This is a genomic window from Dyadobacter luteus (assembly GCF_003383615.1).
Lineage (GTDB): Bacteria > Bacteroidota > Bacteroidia > Cytophagales > Spirosomataceae > Dyadobacter > Dyadobacter luteus.
In genome coordinates, this window is record NZ_QNUL01000019.1 from 105,293 (window position 1) to 123,105 (window position 17,813).

General features: G+C 42.6%; 16 protein-coding genes. 10 read left to right on the forward strand and 6 right to left on the reverse strand.

The genetic code is table 11. From position 1 onward, the window contains the following. Positions 1-43: 43 nt before the first annotated feature. The 4 genes from DSL64_RS20295 (at position 44) to DSL64_RS20310 (ending at position 2,608) form a co-directional block, all read left to right on the forward strand. Positions 44-643, forward strand: coding sequence for an RNA polymerase sigma factor (locus DSL64_RS20295; protein WP_026632052.1), 600 nt, complete (start codon positions 44-46; stop codon positions 641-643). After that, a complete protein-coding gene (locus tag DSL64_RS20300; protein WP_115832758.1) occupies positions 618-866 on the forward strand; it encodes a hypothetical protein in 249 nt (82 codons plus the stop codon). The genes DSL64_RS20295 and DSL64_RS20300 overlap by 26 nt, the downstream gene beginning before the upstream one ends. Before the next feature lie 85 nt (positions 867-951). Then, on the forward strand, positions 952-1,599 hold the full coding sequence (gene nth / locus DSL64_RS20305; protein ID WP_115832759.1) for an endonuclease III: 648 nt from the start codon (positions 952-954) through the stop codon (positions 1,597-1,599). Between the two features lie 94 nt (positions 1,600-1,693). Then, positions 1,694-2,608, forward strand: coding sequence for an FKBP-type peptidyl-prolyl cis-trans isomerase (locus DSL64_RS20310; protein WP_115832760.1), 915 nt, complete (start codon positions 1,694-1,696; stop codon positions 2,606-2,608). 33 nt (positions 2,609-2,641) lie between these two features. Here the strand turns inward: DSL64_RS20310 and DSL64_RS20315 are convergent, their stop codons facing one another. The 4 genes from DSL64_RS20315 to DSL64_RS20330 all read right to left on the reverse strand — a co-directional run bounded on the left by DSL64_RS20315 (position 2,642) and on the right by DSL64_RS20330 (position 7,489). Continuing rightward, a complete protein-coding gene (locus tag DSL64_RS20315; RefSeq protein WP_115832761.1) occupies positions 2,642-3,796 on the reverse strand; it encodes a DegT/DnrJ/EryC1/StrS family aminotransferase in 1,155 nt (384 codons plus the stop codon). Between the two features lie 2 nt (positions 3,797-3,798). Then, complete coding sequence (locus DSL64_RS20320) at positions 3,799-4,398, reverse strand: acetyltransferase (RefSeq protein WP_115832762.1); 600 nt, start codon at positions 4,396-4,398, stop codon at positions 3,799-3,801. 75 nt (positions 4,399-4,473) lie between these two features. Beyond that, positions 4,474-5,070, reverse strand: a complete 597-nt coding sequence (locus DSL64_RS20325) for a sugar transferase (protein WP_115832763.1) — start codon at positions 5,068-5,070, stop codon at positions 4,474-4,476. A gap of 10 nt (positions 5,071-5,080) precedes the next feature. Then, positions 5,081-7,489 (reverse strand): alpha-ketoacid dehydrogenase subunit alpha/beta, encoded by a 2,409-nt coding sequence (locus tag DSL64_RS20330; protein ID WP_115832764.1) that lies wholly within the window; start codon positions 7,487-7,489, stop codon positions 5,081-5,083. Positions 7,490-7,694: 205 nt separating this feature from the next. On the opposite strand from DSL64_RS20330, the gene DSL64_RS20335 reads away from it, so the two are divergent. Beyond that, complete coding sequence (locus DSL64_RS20335; protein WP_115832765.1) at positions 7,695-8,090, forward strand: DUF1573 domain-containing protein; 396 nt, start codon at positions 7,695-7,697, stop codon at positions 8,088-8,090. A 101-nt stretch (positions 8,091-8,191) separates the two neighbouring features. On the opposite strand, the gene DSL64_RS20340 is transcribed toward DSL64_RS20335, so the two are convergent. Beyond that, positions 8,192-11,059, reverse strand: coding sequence for a putative LPS assembly protein LptD (locus tag DSL64_RS20340; protein WP_115832766.1), 2,868 nt, complete (start codon positions 11,057-11,059; stop codon positions 8,192-8,194). A gap of 75 nt (positions 11,060-11,134) precedes the next feature. Here DSL64_RS20340 and DSL64_RS20345 point away from each other — a divergent pair, with 75 nt between their 5' ends. From DSL64_RS20345 to DSL64_RS20360, 4 genes are all read left to right on the forward strand, one after another. After that, the gene (locus DSL64_RS20345) at positions 11,135-11,935 is read left to right on the forward strand and encodes an N-acetylmuramoyl-L-alanine amidase family protein (protein WP_115832767.1); all 801 of its coding nucleotides are present in this window, start codon (positions 11,135-11,137) and stop codon (positions 11,933-11,935) included. A 76-nt stretch (positions 11,936-12,011) separates the two neighbouring features. Further along, complete coding sequence (locus tag DSL64_RS20350; RefSeq protein ID WP_115832768.1) at positions 12,012-12,980, forward strand: MlaD family protein; 969 nt, start codon at positions 12,012-12,014, stop codon at positions 12,978-12,980. 126 nt (positions 12,981-13,106) lie between these two features. After that, a complete protein-coding gene (locus DSL64_RS20355) occupies positions 13,107-14,720 on the forward strand; it encodes an acyl-CoA carboxylase subunit beta (protein ID WP_115832769.1) in 1,614 nt (537 codons plus the stop codon). Positions 14,721-14,791: 71 nt separating this feature from the next. Then, on the forward strand, positions 14,792-15,367 hold the full coding sequence (locus tag DSL64_RS20360) for a hypothetical protein (RefSeq protein ID WP_115832770.1): 576 nt from the start codon (positions 14,792-14,794) through the stop codon (positions 15,365-15,367). Positions 15,368-15,447: 80 nt separating this feature from the next. Here DSL64_RS20360 and DSL64_RS20365 read toward each other — a convergent pair whose 3' ends face one another. Beyond that, on the reverse strand, positions 15,448-15,738 hold the full coding sequence (locus tag DSL64_RS20365; protein WP_115832771.1) for a hypothetical protein: 291 nt from the start codon (positions 15,736-15,738) through the stop codon (positions 15,448-15,450). Between the two features lie 116 nt (positions 15,739-15,854). Between DSL64_RS20365 and DSL64_RS20370 the strand changes: the two genes are divergently transcribed. Then, positions 15,855-17,807: an SGNH/GDSL hydrolase family protein gene (locus DSL64_RS20370; protein ID WP_229217165.1), complete on the forward strand. Its 1,953-nt coding sequence runs from the start codon at positions 15,855-15,857 to the stop codon at positions 17,805-17,807. The last annotated feature ends 6 nt before the right edge of the window (positions 17,808-17,813 follow it).

Here is a 17,813-nt window from a genome sequence, read left to right on the forward strand (position 1 = left end):
ATATCGGCCAACTGCTCTACGTTAACTAAATCGAATAGTAAAAATGGAGAAAGTCCAAGTTAGCGACAGTGAGTTGGTAACATTGTATATCCGTGGTAATGAAAAAGCCTTTGAAAAGCTTGTTCAGCGCCATAAATCCAGAATCTACACCACTATTTATCTGATTGTCAAAGACCAGTATGTTGCAGAAGACCTATTGCAAGATACATTTATAAAGGCGGTGGATACAATAAAGGGTGGTAGATATAATGATGAAGGCAAGTTTTTGCCCTGGATTATACGAATCGCACACAACCTCGCCATTGATTATTTCAGACGTGATAAACGCTACCCCAATGTAGTGTTCGAAGATGGTAGCAGTGTATTTAATACATTGGATTTTTCGGAGGATTCCGTTGAGTCGATCCAGATTCGTCAGGAGACTCATGAGCAACTCAGGGAGATGATCCAGAGGTTGCCCGATGTGCAAAAGCAGGTACTGATCATGCGTCATTATGAGGACATGAGTTTTCAGGAAATTGCTGATGCTACAGGTGTGAGTATTAATACGGCATTGGGTAGAATGCGTTACGCGTTAATTAACCTGCGTAAGCAATTTAACCAGCGTGCCCCGCAATATGACAAAAACTTTTACCTACGATGATGTTGTCCGGTATATCTACTGTGAAACGACAGAAAATGAAAATGATTTAATCGTTGAAGCCTTGGCGCTTGACGACGATCTGATGAGTTTTTACATTGATTCTCTGGAGATAAAAGGCCAGATGAACAAAATTGTCCGAACGCCAACGGAAAGGACGATTGGAAAAATTCTCGGTTATTCCCAACAATTTTCCACAAAGAGACCTGCTGCTCTCTCTTTTTAGAATGAGTAACAGGTCATTATTATGCCAGTCATTGTGTAACAGTGGCTGGTTGTTTGGGTTTATACCTAATTAACACCTGAATTGTATGCTGAGAAAAGAGCGTTTCAAAATGCTTCTGGATTATTTTACCACTAATTTTCCGGAGCCTGAAACAGAACTTGTTTATGGAAATCCATTTGAATTACTGGTAGCTGTGATATTATCCGCACAGTGTACCGACAAACGGGTGAATATTGTTACGCCTCCTCTTTTTGAGCGTTTCCCGGACGCCGAATCATTGGCTCTGTCAAATGCTGAGGAAGTGTTTGGCTATATCAGATCCATTTCTTATCCCAACAATAAAGCCAAACACCTTGTGGGAATGGGACGGATGCTGGTGGAGCAGTTTGATTCCCAAATTCCGGCTTCTGTGGATGAGCTTCAGAAACTACCGGGCGTGGGGAGGAAAACTGCAAATGTAATTGCATCTGTAATTTTTAATCAACCGGCAATGGCTGTAGATACGCATGTGTTTCGGGTATCGCACAGGCTTGGTTTGGTTCCTTCAACTGCTACTACTCCTTTGGCTGTAGAAAAAGTATTGATGCGTTATATTCCTTCTGAAATGGTACCTAAGGCACATCACTGGCTTATTCTGCATGGAAGATATGTATGTATCGCCCGCAGTCCAAAATGCAAATCCTGTGAGCTAAAGTCATTCTGTGCCTACTATGCCAAAAATGTAGCTGCATAATTTTTTTAGTAGTCGTTGCAACTCTTTCTCATTAGACGGAGTCTGGTAAGAAATGGTGTTATTAAAGTATTTGTAAATCAAAAGTAAAATCGAAATGGGTGGTAAGTTTTTGAAAATCGGGATTTTGGTCGCAGCGGTGGTAGGGATGATATCCTGCAACAACATCGAGAATCAGGATGAGCAGAGAATTATTGAGAATGAACAGGCAATTGAGAAATACATTGCAGATAGTTCATTGAGTCTGACAAAAGATAGCAATGGGTTTTATTACAAAATTACCCAGACGGGTTCTGGAGTTAAACCTGAAGTTGGAGAAGAGGTAACTGTGAAGTACGATGTTTATCTTTTGAACGGACTAAAAGTTTGGACATCTGCAAAGGACACTGTGAAGACAGCTAAATTTCCGGCCTTTACAGGTTATATGTTCGTTGTTCCCGGTATGGAACTGGCGCTTAATTTAATGAAACCAGGAGACAAAGCTACAATTCTTGCACCTTTTTATCTGGGGTTTGGAAATTACACGTCTATACTGTCCGGATTTTCGACAAATGCGACTATTCCGCAGTACTCACCTGTTCGTGTAGATATGGAATTTGTGAGTAAGCGCACGGAAGTACAACAGATTGATAGTTATCTGACAGCGAATAAACTGACTCCGACATACAGAACCTCCGACAATCTTATTGTTGTTAAAACTGCTACCGTAACTGAAGGAGATACTATCGGACCAAATAAAGTAGTTAAGATCAAATATGTTGGAAAGTTACTGAATGGGACTGTATTTGATGAAGGTAAAGATGTGTTGCAGTTTACGACCGGAACCGGGAACAGTAATCTGATTACAGGTTTTGATCGTGCTATCCGCAAAATGAAAGTGAACGAAAAAGCAACAATTATCCTGCCATCTGCAACTGCATATGGAAAAACAGGTAGAGCTAATTCACAAGGAAGCAATTTCGTTATTAAGCCTTACGAACCAATTATGTTTAACGTTGAGGTTCAGCCATAAGTGTTGACTTACTGACCCAAAAATATCTTTCGCTCATTCGGGTGAAGGATATTTTTGTTTATGAGTGATACATAATATTATTTCCCTCATTATTAATTCTTTCTCTTCCAGAGAAAGAGATGATCCCGACGGCAAACAAAGTCCTTCGGCAAAAAGCTGTTCACTGATCGAGCCACCAAAATAGGGAGCATTCCTGAAAAGCAGCTGCATATGCATCGGTTTCCAAACGGGTCTTGATTCTATGTTACAGCTTTCTAAATGTTTACGGAGTATTTCGCTTGTAGTTCCTGTTAGGTTTGGATCAATTCTGATTGCGGTAAGCCAGCGGTTAGAAATGACCTCTGCTGCCTCGGGCTGAAAGGAAATCCCTGGAAAAGGAGATAACATTGCATGGTAAAACGTATAATTTGCACGCCGTTGTCTGACGCGTTCATCCAGGACTTCAAGTTGCCCCCGACCTATTCCAGCCGAAATATTACTCATTCTGTAATTGTATCCTATTTCTGAATGCTCATAGTGAACGGCTTCATCCCGTGCTTGTGTAGCCAAAAATCTTGCTTTCTTGATCAGTTCAGAATCATCGGAAACCAGTGCTCCTCCTCCGGAAGTGGTGACGATTTTATTTCCGTTGAATGAAAATATCCCCATTTTTCCAAAGCTACCGGCTTGTTGGTTATTATAGATACTACCGAGTGCCTCGGCAGCGTCTTCAAGAAAAGGGACATCATATTTGTCACAGAGATAAAGAATTTCATCCAGCTTACAGGGCATTCCATAGAGGTGTACACCGATGACAGCTTTAGGTTTTTTGCCAATCCGATGGTAATACTTTAAAGCTGTTTCCAGCGCATCAGGACAAATATTCCAGGTATCCGGTTCGCTGTCAATAAATACAGGGATGGCACCCTGATATAAAACAGGATTGGCAGTGGCAACGAAAGTCAGTGATTGGCATAAGACGATATCATCCTTTTCTACATTCGCAAGAACTAATGCCAGATGAATTGCAGAGGTACCTGAAGATAACGCCGCAACATGGCTCATTCCGGTATATTGTCCCAGCTCTTTTTCAAATAAGGTAATGTGAGGACCAACTGGAGCTACCCAGTTCTCTGCAAATGCTTCATTTACGTAAGCATATTCTTTGCCACTCATGTGAGGCGGAGAAAGCCATATCCGTTTATCCATCTTCAGAATAGTGATTTAATAATACGTCCGGGATTCCCGCGAACAACCGAACCGTCAGGAATGTTGCGGGTAATGATGCTTCCTGCGGCTATACGACAATGCATCCCGATTTTTATTCCTGGAATTACCACACTGCCCGCTCCGACAAGCGTAAATGCGCCAATCTCTACATGACCGCACAGGATGCTGCCGGGTGCTATATGGACGTAATCAGCAATGAAACAATCGTGATCTATTCTTGCTCCGGTATTGATAATAACCTGCTCACCGATTTTTGCTCCTGTTTGAATGATACTACCGTGGAGAATTACGCTACCTGCTCCAATCTTTACAGATTCATCCACCAGTGCAGAAGGATGTACTTGTATGCCAAATGGATGTTTGATCCTCTGAGCAATCTGATAGCGTAATTGATTACTACCTATAGCGATTAAAACAGGCGTACCCGGATATTTATCAGGTTGATAAACACCGTCCACCTTGTAATCCAGAATCTGATGTTTTGTTTCATCGTCATCAAAAATAGCGTCAACCGGGAGACGGTTGGCTTTGAGGCAACTGATTAATACACGTGCATGTCCACCGGCACCGTAGATAAGCATGAGATAATTCGGATGGTTGTAGTCGTAGTACGGGAAAAGTGAACAGAGGTAATGGTTTCAGGAATATTGATGCCATTATCCTTTAAACTTTTCCGGAATTTCAGTTTCCCTTAGGTCTCCGAAAGGACGTTTTAGCAGTTTCAAGGCCGTGATCAGAATAATACGTAGGTCAAGTATAAAAGAGACATTTTGTGCATACCATACATCCATATCCAGCTTCTGTTCCCAGGTAATTGCGTTTCTGCCATTGATTTGCGACCATCCTGTAATTCCTGGTTTTACTGTGTGTCTCAGTTTTTGCTCCCGATTATATAACTCCAAATATTCGACCAACAGAGGACGCGGCCCGACTATACTCATTTCTCCTTTCATCACATTCCACAATTGCGGAATCTCATCCAGCGAAGTTTGTCTCAAAATTTTCCCTAACCGTGTAATTCGTTTTTTGTCTTCCAAATCACCTCTAACAGAGGATTCATCAGTCATGGTCCTGAATTTGACTATGTTGAAAGTGTACCCATTCAACCCCGGACGGGATTGAAGAAATAATGGATTGGAACGATCTATCAGATAGATCAATAGAAAAATACAAACAAAAAGCGGGAACAGGATGATCAATCCTGCTCCCGCAACAATGAGGTCCAAACATCTTTTTCCCCAACGCTTATACATGCTTTTTTATCTAGTAAAGCTCAGGAAAAAGTTGTGGGTCGGATTCATGCATCATCTTGTACACTGTATCCATTATATCGTCGGTATTAGGTTTTGTGAAGTAATCTCCGTCTGATCCATACGGCGGACGATGGTCTTTCGCTGAAATAGTTACAGGCGCAGAATCAAGCCAGCGGTATGCATTTTGTTTTTCTACAACCTGCTGCATCATATAGGCTGATGCGCTTCCCGGCATATCTTCATCTGCAAAAATTACCCTGTTCGTTTTCTTAATGGAATCTACAATGCTGTTGTTGATGTCAAATGGCAACAACGTTTGTACATCAATGACTTCAGCATCAATCCCCATTTTAGAAAGCTGCGAAGCTGCCTCCATCACAATCCGGCACATAGAGCCATACGTAACGATAGTAATATCTTTTCCTTCTTTCAGGATTTCCGGAACACCCAGAGGCAGGCATATCTCTCCAATATTATCAGGTAGAGTTTCTTTTTGGCGATATGAATTCAATGGTTCCACTACCAGTGCAGGATCATCTCCTTTCAGAAGTGTGTTGTAAAATCCTGAAGCCTGTGTGAAGTTACGTGGTACGATTACATGCAACCCTCTTAAACTACTCAGAATTGTGCCCATGGGAGATCCCGAGTGCCAGATACCTTCCAGCCTGTGGCCTCTTGTTCTGATAATCAAAGGGGCTTTTTGTCCCCCTGCAGTACGATATCTTAGTGATGCAAGGTCATCAGTTAGTGTAGCCAGTGCATAGTAGATGTAATCAAAATATTGAATCTCAACAATAGGGCGAAGACCGCGCATGGCCATGCCTATACCTTGCCCGATAATAGTAGTTTCGCGTATGCCGGTATCTGTAATACGTAACGGTCCGAATTTTTCCTGTAAACCAGCCATTCCCTGATTCACATCTCCGATCATACCCACGTCTTCTCCTATGGCAACAACACTTGCGTTGTTTTCAAACAAAGCGTTGAAGTAAGACCTTATCACTTCGCGCCCATCCACAACCGGACTCGTGTCGCTGTAAACAGGGAATACGGGCTCAACAAAAAGTGGTGACTCTGGTGAATCGCTGTATAAATATGTGCTGAAACGATCGGAATTGTCTTTCAGGCTTTTTCTAAGAGAGGCTTGTAATTGTATTTTTACAGATGAGTTATCATTGCTCATCAGTCGCAGCGCTTTGCGAACGCTGGAAACCATATCTTTTCTGGTTGGCAGATATGTCTTTGACAATTCCAATACCAGCTGGCTAATCTCATTTCCTGCATTACTTTCTTTTGAAGCATTTTGCAGAAGTTCTATTGTTGCCAGATATTCTTTGTCAAGTTCTTTCCTGTAAGCCTGCCATGCCTTATTTCTTGACTGGTTTGCAGTTTCCTTCGCTTCAGCTTCAATCTGTTCAAGCTCTTCCTCTGTGCAATATCCATTCTGTAAAATCCATTCGCGAAAACGTTTATTACAATCATGATCTGCTTCCCAGTTGAGTCGCTGGCGGGATTTGTACCTCTCGTGAGATCCGGAGGTAGAATGCCCCTGAGGCTGCGTAAGCTCTGTAACATGTACCAGTACTGGTATTTGTTGCTCCCTGCATAGTTCTGCTGCGCGTTGATAAGTTTCAACAAGTGCAGGATAATCCCACCCGGAAACAGTAAATATTTCTAATCCTGGTTCATCTTCATTGCGTTGCAAACCGGCCAGCGCTTTGGAAATACTTCCTTTGGTGGTCTGGTATTCTATTGGAACGGATATGCCATAGCCATCGTCCCAAACAGATGTAAGCAAAGGGATTTGTAATACTCCGGCAGCATTCATGGCTTCAAGGAACATTCCCTGAGATGTAGAAGCATCGCCTATTGTGGCAAAGACGATTTCGTTGCCGTTTCTTGAAAAATTCGAAAGGTATTGAAGATCTTTATTTTCTCTGTAAAGTTTGGAAGCATAAGCCAGACCGACAGAACGTGGAATTTGTCCGGCAGTAGAAGAAATATCACAAACAGAATTATAAAGTTTTGTCTGATCCAACCATTGTCCGTTTTCATCCAGCCATCTCGTGGAGAAGTGCCCGTTCATTGACCGGCCTCCTGTACTTGGTTCATGCTGAATATCGGCATGCGCATACATCTGCGCGAAAAAGCTTTGCCAGGATATATTTCCAACAGCAGCTTCAATAGTCTGGTCGCGGTAGTAGCCCGAACGGAAATCTCCCTGTCTGTAAGCCCTTGCGAGAGCAATCTGCGCTACTTCCTTTCCATCCCCGAAGATCCCGAATTTAGAGCGGCCGCCCATCGTATCCTTTCTACCCAACAAACTTACCTGACGGCTTTCGCACGCAATCCGGTAGTCGTTGGTAACACTTTCCTTACTCAACACGCTGGAACCAGTCAAACTATCATTCTCAATCATAAGCAAACATTACGGGTTTGAATCCGTAGTTAAGTTACATTTTTTTGGAAGCACCCCAAAATTATACAGGAAAATAATATTCATAACAATTATCTCCTGTTCTTTGAAGCCTTTGTTAATATTGGTTAATGTTTATTAAATTTAAGCTTTATCAATTAATCTTGTTCTTGAATTATTTTTCACCACTTAATATACCTATACAATTATGAAAGTTTTCTTTTCAGCATTAGTTCTGATCCTGGGCTTAACAACAGTTAGCTTTGCACAAAAAGGTGTTTTGAAATTCAAAGAAGAGACACACAAATTTGGTAAAGTACCACAAGGTACTCCTGTTACTCATGAGTTCGTTTTTACAAACACAGGTACTGAACCGGTAGTAATCTCAAACGTAACTGTTTCATGTGGTTGTACTACTCCTGTGTGGTCTAAAAATCCTGTTGCTCCGGGAAAAACAGGTACTGTAAAAGCAACTTTCAATGCAGCTGCATCAGGTCCTTTCAATAAGCCTGTAACTGTTTTCAGTAACACTGAAGGTGGTGCTATCACACTTTACCTGAATGGTGAAGTGGTGCCAAAAGCAGCGGCAAAAACTTCTAAATAATATTTAGAGATATAATTTATATGAGTAGCCATCCGAAAGGGTGGCTACTTTTTTTGTATACATACTTGTTCCGGTAGCTGCTGAGGTAATCCGAGGAAATCTTAATATTCACCCAAATCTCTGAATGAACGGCGGCGGGTAACTTTCAAATCCTGTAGTACACTTGATTTTACTTTCAAGGTAAAGCTGTAGTTACTCGCACGCATGGCACTTCCGGCGAATGGCGTCCAGCTGAAACTCATATCCCAGCAGTGGAGGTCGCGGTAAAGCGTAAGGGAGGTAATCGTCGGCTGAAAAGCAGCAAAGTCAAAACCTGTATTCACACTGACTTTAAAGTTCTTAGATAAACTCAAATCCCCCGTAACCTGTACAGCCTGAATAATTTGCGCAGCGGAAAGTCCCGGCTTGGTAAGGCCAAAGTTGTAGTTCAAAGATACGTTCCAGGGAATATTGAAATCCACATACATATCAGGATTGTTCTGTACAAACTCACGTTGTTCCGGGGTAGCTGTGCTATTTCCACCGGGCGCAGGTTTATTTTTATCAGAGGAAGATGACTTCGGAGAGAAATTCGTACCTAGCGTAAAGCCCAGATTTTGCAGGTTTGCTAAACCTTGTCCCTGCGTGATTGCGTATTTATTAACCTTACGTCCGGATAAACTTCCGTTTGCCTCATAAGCATAAGGATCCAGGTTCATGTTAAAGTTCAGGTTGAGATTTTTCCCGATCCTTGCATTGGCATTAATGGCGATATTGGATAAATTCAATGAGTCGGCCATGAGGTTATAATTACCTCCTAAGCTGAAGTTATCTAACAGCGATACTTTTTCAAACTGCTGCGCTGCTGTATCACTCTTTGATTTCAGCTTCATTTCGAAAGAGTTGTTCAAGCTGAAATTAATCACACTGGAAGCGCGTCCGTTACTCGTTGTGTTACCTACACCCCGGAAGCGCGAAAGACGCTTTGTATCTCCCATGATGTTGTACTGCACATTTTGATAAAAACCAAAGTTGTCGCCAGTAAAATCCGGCGTATAACTAAAAGATAGAGAAGGGATTACTGTATGCCTGATAGCTTCCAATCTTCTCCCTTTTACAAAGAAAGTACCGTAGAACCGCGTGTTAAGCCCACCTCCGAAGGAATAAGAATACTCAGTTCCGGCCTTATTGATCGTATCAATTCTTACATTATTTCCACCGACATAGGTATAATGGTACTGCTTGGTGAAAACTTCACCATTCAGTGACATACTTGGTGTAAGGTTAATGAATTTTAAAAGTTTGAAGTTAGGCAGCGATATAGGAAGACTATAGCGACCTGTAAATTGAGCATCTTTGAAAATAGCGGGAAAATTTCCCGAGTTAAATGCAACGATGTCAGTTTTGCCTAATCTGGCAGTATCTGCAATAAGATTTGTAACTTTGAATCCCAGTCGCGAATAGGATGTGTCGATAGCAGAAAGCGTATTACTCAATGCATAAGCTCCGCTGAAATCCAGTCCTAAACGAAAGCTCTCATACCATTTCCCTCGCCCACCATTCATAGCAAAAGGAGCAATCTGATTTACACCCATACTGAAATCAGATGAGACGTTTGTAGTCCCGTTCTCTCTCCTGCCTGTAACACTGTTCAGTTGTCCGAAGTTCTGGTTTACCCTGAGACTTGCAGCACCACGGACGTATTGCCCCATGGTGCGGGTATACTGTACAGAGGAAGTAGCTACGTTGGAGGTATATTTTGCAGTGGAAAGTTCCTGGGTCTGGTTATAGCTATTGCTGGTTATATTGACATTTGCTGAGAACGTCGAGTTGCCCCTTGCCTTTGGAGCATGTGACCAGATGAGGCTAAAGTCGTTGGTAACACCTTCGCCTGTTCTTTGTCGTATTTCGTCGCTTGACCGGTTTCTTGCTATTCTGAATGCAAAGTTACCGTTGTATTGATAGCGCTTGGAATAGGTTGAGGCAAGCCCCACACCCCAGCTACCAGACGAATAGATCTGGCCGGTAATAGCAGCGTTAACATATTCGCTGATGGCAAAATAATAACCTCCGTCCCGCAGATAGAAACCGCGGCCATTGGGCTCTTCTCCATAAGTCGGGAAAAGAATACCTGATGTTCCAATCTCCTTTTTCTTAGGGAATGGGAAGAAACCGAAAGGCAGGGCAATAGGCAGAGGCACATCTCCGATCACCAGATTAAAAGGTCCTGAAATGACCTGTTTCTGGTTCACCATTTTAATCTTAGGGGCATTGATAAAGTAGTGCGGGTGAGTCAGGTTACAGGTCGTATACATCGAATGCTGAATATAGAAATTGCCCTCAGCATCTTTTTTTACTTTCTCCCCCCGAATATTTCCATCGCCTTCAGTTGTTACAATTCCTTGAATAATAGCGCGTTTAGACTTGAAGTTATACCGAATTTCTTTGGTGTTGTAAATCTGGGCACCGTCCTGAAAGATGGGCTCCCCAGCCATTTTTTTAGCTGTTGAATCGTATGTGCCCACGGCATACACCTCATTGGTAACCCAGTTCAACCGGATATAATTGGCTTTCAGGTTGATTGTCCCATAGGTAACAACTGCATTACCATATAAGTGAACTTGTTTTAAAACTACATCGGATATGGTGGAATCTTCGGAATCATATTTGACCATGAATTCCAGATCATCTTTTGCAAGAGAATCGGCTGCAGTGGAATCAGAAGCAATGGCAACACTGTCCCGTACAGATAAGGTATCTCCGGGAGTCTTTATGGCAGCTTTGACGGTATCGGGCAATGATTTGTTTGCAGTTGTCCCGGCCATGGAAAGCGTGTCACGTTTTGGTACTACCTGGCTGGTTCCTTTTTCTTTATTAAGGTTTTTACCGGATCGCCCCAAGCGCAACTGCACACATCCCATCGTGCCGATCAGAAGAAACGTCACAAATCCTAGCGATATAATAATCGCCTTTCTTTTCAGTTCTAACAAATAGAGTATTTTTGCATAAGGAATATCAAAATTAGTGGAGAAACCCCTAAAGAATAACGCCGTAACTAAAAAATAATGTTAAAAGTTCTTAAAACCCTGATTTTAGCCTGTTTTCTATTCACGAGTCTTGCTTTTGTATATCAGGAAGGACCAGTTTCAGCATCTAAAGTCGATAGTAAAGTTAAAGTAGTGGTTATTGATGCCGGGCATGGAGGTAAAGATCCCGGAACTAGAGGGAGAAATACTAAAGAAAAGGATGTTGCTCTCAGTGTTGCACTTAAACTGGGGCGAAAAATAAAAGAAGAAACTCCTGATGTAAAAGTCCTTTACACAAGATCCACCGACGTTTTTATCGAGCTTGGTGAACGTTCCGCTTTCGCAAACAGAAATAATGCCGACCTTTTTATTTCGATTCACTGTAATGCTACTCCACGTTCCAAAAGCGTGAGGGGAACTGAAACGTTCGTAATGGGTTTACACAAAACGGAAGGTAACCTTGAAGTTGCAAAACGAGAAAACTCGGTAATCTTACAGGAAACGAATTATAAGCAGAAGTACAAGGGGTTTGATCCTGAATCTCCGCTCGCGCACATCATGCTTGCCAATTACCAGAGTGCATTTATTTCCAGTAGTTTACGATTCGCGGATCAGGTTGAGAAGAAGTTTCAGTCCGTATCCGGGCGTGATAGCAGAGGTGTAAAACAGGCCGGATTTCTGGTTTTGTGGAGAGCAGCTATGCCAAGTGTCCTGATCGAGACAGGTTTTTTATCTACTCCGGATGAGGAGGAATATCTGAGGTCTGATGATGGCCAGGATGAGGTAGCCAACTCAATTTTGCAGGCATTTAAAGTTTATAAGAAAGAAATGGATCAGTAGATAAACTGATACAGTTTCTGAATTTTGCGTATTATTTTCAATACTTTGGCCTGTGTCAAAGCAAATTTTTTAGGCCATGAAAATTTCTAAAGAAGCAAAAGTTGGGGCTATGGCATTGGTAGCTATTATCATGCTGTACTTCGGTTTTCACATATTGAAAGGATCCGATGTTTTTTCAAGAACGTATAAATATCACGTCATTTACGATAATATTGACGGCTTAACGGCGTCGAACCCAGTTCTGCTGAATGGACTTAATATAGGTCGGGTTCAGGGAATCAAATTGTTACAGAATCGGCAGAATAAACTTCTTGTAACATTGGATATACAAAAATCCATTTCTTTACCGAAAGGCACTGCTGCAACGCTTGCGGATGGTGGACTGCTGGGAGGAAAAGTGATACACCTGGCCATGGGGAAATCGGATAAATTCCTGACAGATGGAGATACATTATCTGCAATGAAAGAAGCCGGGATCTCAGCGCTGCTTCAGGAGAAAGCACTTCCACTGGTTACGCATGCCGATTCGCTGGTGCGAAACCTTGACTTGGTAGCATCGGGCTTCAAAGAAACCGGCCTGATATTGAATCAGGTACTTAAAAACTATGATCAGGCAGGTAGTGATGTACAGGGATTGTTGAAAGATAACCGTAAAAACCTGCTTGCCATCACCACTAATCTGAATAAACTATCCACTTCTCTTGTGGAGACAGAAAAGGAATTGAAACCTTTGCTTGGCAAGGCGGGTACGCTGGCGGATTCGTTGAATGCGCTAAGACTTGGAGAAACGGTGCAAAGCGCCAATAAAACCATTGCGGAACTGCGTCAGATACTGGCAAGTATTGAGGCTGGAAATGGGACTGCAGGCAAGCTGGTGAAGGATGAGACATTGTACAGAAATCTAAATAGCACGATGGTGAGTCTGAATAAGCTGATGACCAACTTCCGTGAACATCCGAAGAGGTATGTACATTTGTCTGTTTTTGGTAAAAAAGATAAAGGTCCTGCTGAGTCTCAGCCTGATACTACTACGTTGATAAAGTAAAGTGATTCCACTTCAGAAAAATCTGAGAAAGTCGTTTGCAAGTCCGCAAACGACTTTCTTTTTTACCGGCAATGTTGCAAATCGTGGTATTTGTGTTTATACTGTATAAAATTGAATTATCGGATTATGGTAAAACAACAAACTATTCAGGAATTGCTGGAGGTACTTCATCAGAAATATGAGCTGGTAAAACAAGGCGGTGGTGCGAAGAAAATAGAAACACATCATAAAAAGGGAAAACTTACAGCACGTGAAAGGATTGATTATCTGATTGACCCGGATTCGTACTTTTTGGAAGTGGGAGCCTTCGTGGCGGATGGTATGTATCAGGAAGAAGGCGGGTGCCCGTCGGGTGGAGTGGTAACCGGCATCGGTTATGTAGCAGGGCGGCAATGTATGATCGTTGCCAATGATGCCACCGTGAAAGCGGGTGCCTGGTTTCCAATTGCGGCCAAGAAAAACCTGCGCGCTCAGGAAATCGCAATGGAAAACCGTTTGCCGGTGATTTACCTTGTAGATAGTGCCGGTGTATATCTTCCGATGCAATCAGACGTTTTTGCTGATAAGGAGCATTTTGGGAGAATTTTCAGAAACAATGCAAAAATGTCTTCTATGGGGATCGTACAAATCGCCGCCATTATGGGGAGCTGTGTGGCCGGAGGCGCGTATTTGCCAATCATGTCGGATGAAGCCTTTATTGTGGAAGGAACGGGATCTGTATATCTGGCGGGCCCATATCTCGTAAAATCGTCGATTGGTGAAGATGTGGATTCAGAAACATTGGGAGGAGCAGAGATGCATTGTGAGATTTCAGGTGTTACCGACAATAAATTTCCGGATGATAAATCTTGTCTTGATGCGATCAGAAAACATATTGATAGAATAGGGCAACCTGCCTCGGCGGGGTTTGATCGAAAAATTGCTGTTGATCCTGCCAAAGATGCCCGGGATATTTATGACCTGATTCCTGCAGATCGTCTCAAACCGTATGATATGCGATCCGTCCTGGAATGTATTGTAGACGCTTCTGAACTGGATGAGTACAAACCTGACTATGGCAAAACGCTGATTTGCGCCTATGCCCGCGTGGATGGCTGGGCGGTTGGAATTGTGGCAAATCAGCGAAAGATGGTAAAGTCCGGAAAAGGAGAAATGCAGATGGGAGGGGTTATCTATGGTGAATCTGCCGATAAAGCTGCTCGGTTTATCATGAATTGTAATCAGAAGAAAATTCCGCTGATTTTTTTTCACGATGTGACTGGCTTTATGGTTGGGAGCCGTGCAGAGCAAGGTGGAATTATTAAGGATGGTGCCAAAATGGTCAATGCCGTTGCTAACTCAATAGTGCCCAAATTCACTTTTATTGTCGGGAATTCTTATGGCGCAGGTAACTATGCCATGTGTGGAAAAGCGTATGATCCCCGCCTGATTTATGCCTGGCCGACTGCACAAATGGCCGTGATGAGCGGAGCTACTGCTGCCAAAACATTATTGCAAATCCAGACTGCTACTTTGAAAGCAAGAGGAGAAGTACTTTCGGCGGAAGCAGAAAAAACGATGCTTGATGAAATTACAGATCGCTATAACGAGGAATTGTCACCTTACTACGCTGCCTCCCGACTGTGGGTAGATGGAATTATTGATCCTGTTGAAACCAGGAAAATTATATCAACAGGAATTGGAGCGGCCAATCAGGCGCCTGTTAATGAACGTTTTAGTGTGGGGGTAATGCAGGTTTGAACAATATATTTAGTACCTTAATGCTCTTTGATATGTAGCTCAACCTCCCTTCACATTTATCTAAAACTTTTATGTTAAGATTTGTATGTTTTTTTCTGGTTCTCTTTGCTACTGCTTTACCTGATAATGCTGTTGCGCAGAGAAAGAAAGTAAAATTACACCGGCTTACTATCGTGCAATTTGACGATTCGAAAGTGAAAGGCATATTGTATGATATTACAGAGAAGGGAATTATATTGATTCAAAAAAAGGATTTGAGAGATCCGAGATATGAGCTATTATCAGGTGCCGTAAAAGACGGTCTGATTCAAACAACTGATGTACCTTACAATAGCGTAAAGACGATATACGTACGTCGAAAAGGATCGGTAGGACGGGCTTTTGGAATTGGTGCAGCTAGTGCATTTGCGATTACGGGTCTGATTACCATGGGAAATACGGTTTTTGGGGATGGATGTGGCTGCGCTGGTCCACCAGCAGTTTTGATTTTACCTCCAATCGCTGGTATTCTTGGCGGTATTGTCGGCTCAATAGTAGGACTCGCTCCTAAAAAAACAATCCAACTGGACACTCACCGGCTATATGACAGTGCTGAGTCGAGGTTACGCAAATATTCACTGGCAGGGCAGGTTATGCAGGGAAACTGAAAACGTTAACCTGGTTCCTTGTATACCTAAAAAGCTGCCCTTTGAGCAGCTTTTTAGGTTCTTATTTTATTCTTCACGTGCTAGTTAGATTCGCTGAATTCCAATAACATTTCGTCAGTGATTTTGTTTGCTGATTTGAACTCAGAAACGGTTTCCGTGAATGACGAATGCAATCCTTCAATATTTTCAAGGTTTTTGTACGCGCCGTCATATACTTCGGAAATAGATTTTTCCAATTGCTGATTGCTCAGATTCATGTTTTCAGTTTCAATCTGCCCGATCTTTTTGATTACCGCAGTTTCACTGTTCTTTAGATCCTCTATCTCCCTCAGAATCTTTTCCATTGTCTTGAATTTCTCAATCTTATCCATAAAATTTTCATTTAATGATACAAGTTGGAGTTAAAATACCATGCCAGTCGTTAGATTAAATTTCTGATCCTGTTCTAATAACTGGTAAATTTTGTGGCTTCTGATCTTTTAAATACATGAAACAAATGTATCGGACGAGCGCGTTGTCATTTCTATATCTTTTAATTGTTTTGGCCTCATATGGGCAATCTGTTCCCGAAGTTGTAGCCGGGGCGAACAGCAATTGGAAAGGGTTTGAAAAAGTGGAGTTTCGGTTCAATGGTCGGGATGCCTGGTACGTAAAACCGAAAAATGCTGTACACGGAAATCCGTGGGTTTGGCGGGCACATTTTCCTGACTGGCACACCGAAATGGATAGTATTTTACTGAGTCGAGGTTTCCACGTAGCTTATGTAAATACCAACGACATGTTTGGTCATCCCAAAGCAATGCAGGTTTGGGATGCTTTTTATGACTATCTGACTGAACAAAAACAGTTTGCTCCTAAGGTTGCTCTGGAAGGTGTAAGCAGGGGAGGTTTGTATGTATATGGTTGGGCAAAACGTAACCCGGATAAGGTGAGTTGCATCTATGCAGAAGCGCCTGTATGTGATCCCAAAAGCTGGCCTGGCGGAAAAGGCAAGGGGCCTGGTTCAGAAAAGGATTGGGCGGCGTGGTTGCAACAGTATAATCTTACCGAAAAAGAAGCAGAAAATTTTGAAGAGATACCGCTGAATGATTTGAAAGGATTGGCTGCTTTCAAAGTGCCTGTTCTGCATGTGATAGGGCAACAGGATAAGCTGGTACCTCCTTCGGAAAATTCGGATTTACTTATTGAGAATTATATAAAACTTGGAGGGCCGGCCAGCGTGTACCCTATGACGCGCGGTGAGCAAACGCTGGAAGGACACCATTTCCCCATTGAACATCCTGAAATTTTTGCAAGTTTCATTTATGAAAACAGCGTTCCGGTTTTAAAGCCGTTGCAACGTCAGCCCTATATTGAAATAAACGCCGGACTGAAAAATGCATATGACAAATTCCAAAATGAAAAGAAGGGTACGGTGGCTTTTTTAGGTGGGTCTATCACGCATAATCCGGGCTGGCGGGATAAAACATCGCAATATCTGAAAGAGCGCTTTCCTGATACAGAGTTTACTTTCATAGCTGCAGGAATTCCCTCGCTGGGAAGTACGCCGCATGCATTTCGTTTTTCCCGTGATGTGTTAGCCAAAGGAACCCCTGATTTGCTGTTTCTGGAAGCAGCCGTGAACGACAGAGGTAATGGCTTTAGTGAAAAGGCGCAGATACGTGCGCTGGATGGAATCATGAAGCAGCTGTATGCGCACAATCCGAAGGCTAATGTAATCCTAATGGCATTCGCAGAGCCCCATAAGAATACCGATTACGAAAATGGAAAAGAGCCTGTTGAGGTAGCGGTACATCAAAAAGTGGCTAAATATTACGGAGCTGTGTACATCAACCTTGCAAAAGAGGTTTATGACAGAATTAAGGCCGGAGAGTTCTCATGGAAATATGATTTTAAGGACCTCCATCCTTCACCTTACGGACAGGAGGTTTATTTTCAAACAATTAAAGAATTGCTGAAGATTTCACCTTCTGCTACTCCAGTAGTGGTAAAAAAATCAGGAATGGATGTGTACGCGTATGAAAAGGCAGCGTATCGGGACATCAAAGAAGCTAAGCGGTTATCAGGCTTTAAAACTGAAGCCAATTGGAAACCGGTTGACAAAACACCAACCAGAGCTGGTTTTGTAGATGTACCCATGTTGACAGGTGAAACGTCCGGCTCCTCGTTTGCATTTGACTTCAAAGGCAGAGCTGTAGGTATCGCTGTTATTTCGGGTCCGGATGCCGGCAAAATAGCTTATAGCGTAGACGGCAAAAATCCGAAGACGTTAGATTTGTTTACGCCATGGAGCAATCAGTTACATTTGCCATGGTACCTGATGCTTGCGGACGAACTGAAGTCGGGCAGGCATACTTTGAAAGTTACGCTCTTGCCGGAAAAAAATGAAAAGAGCGCAGGTTATGCGCTGAGACTTGTTCATTTTCTGGTAAACGAGTGAGGGTTC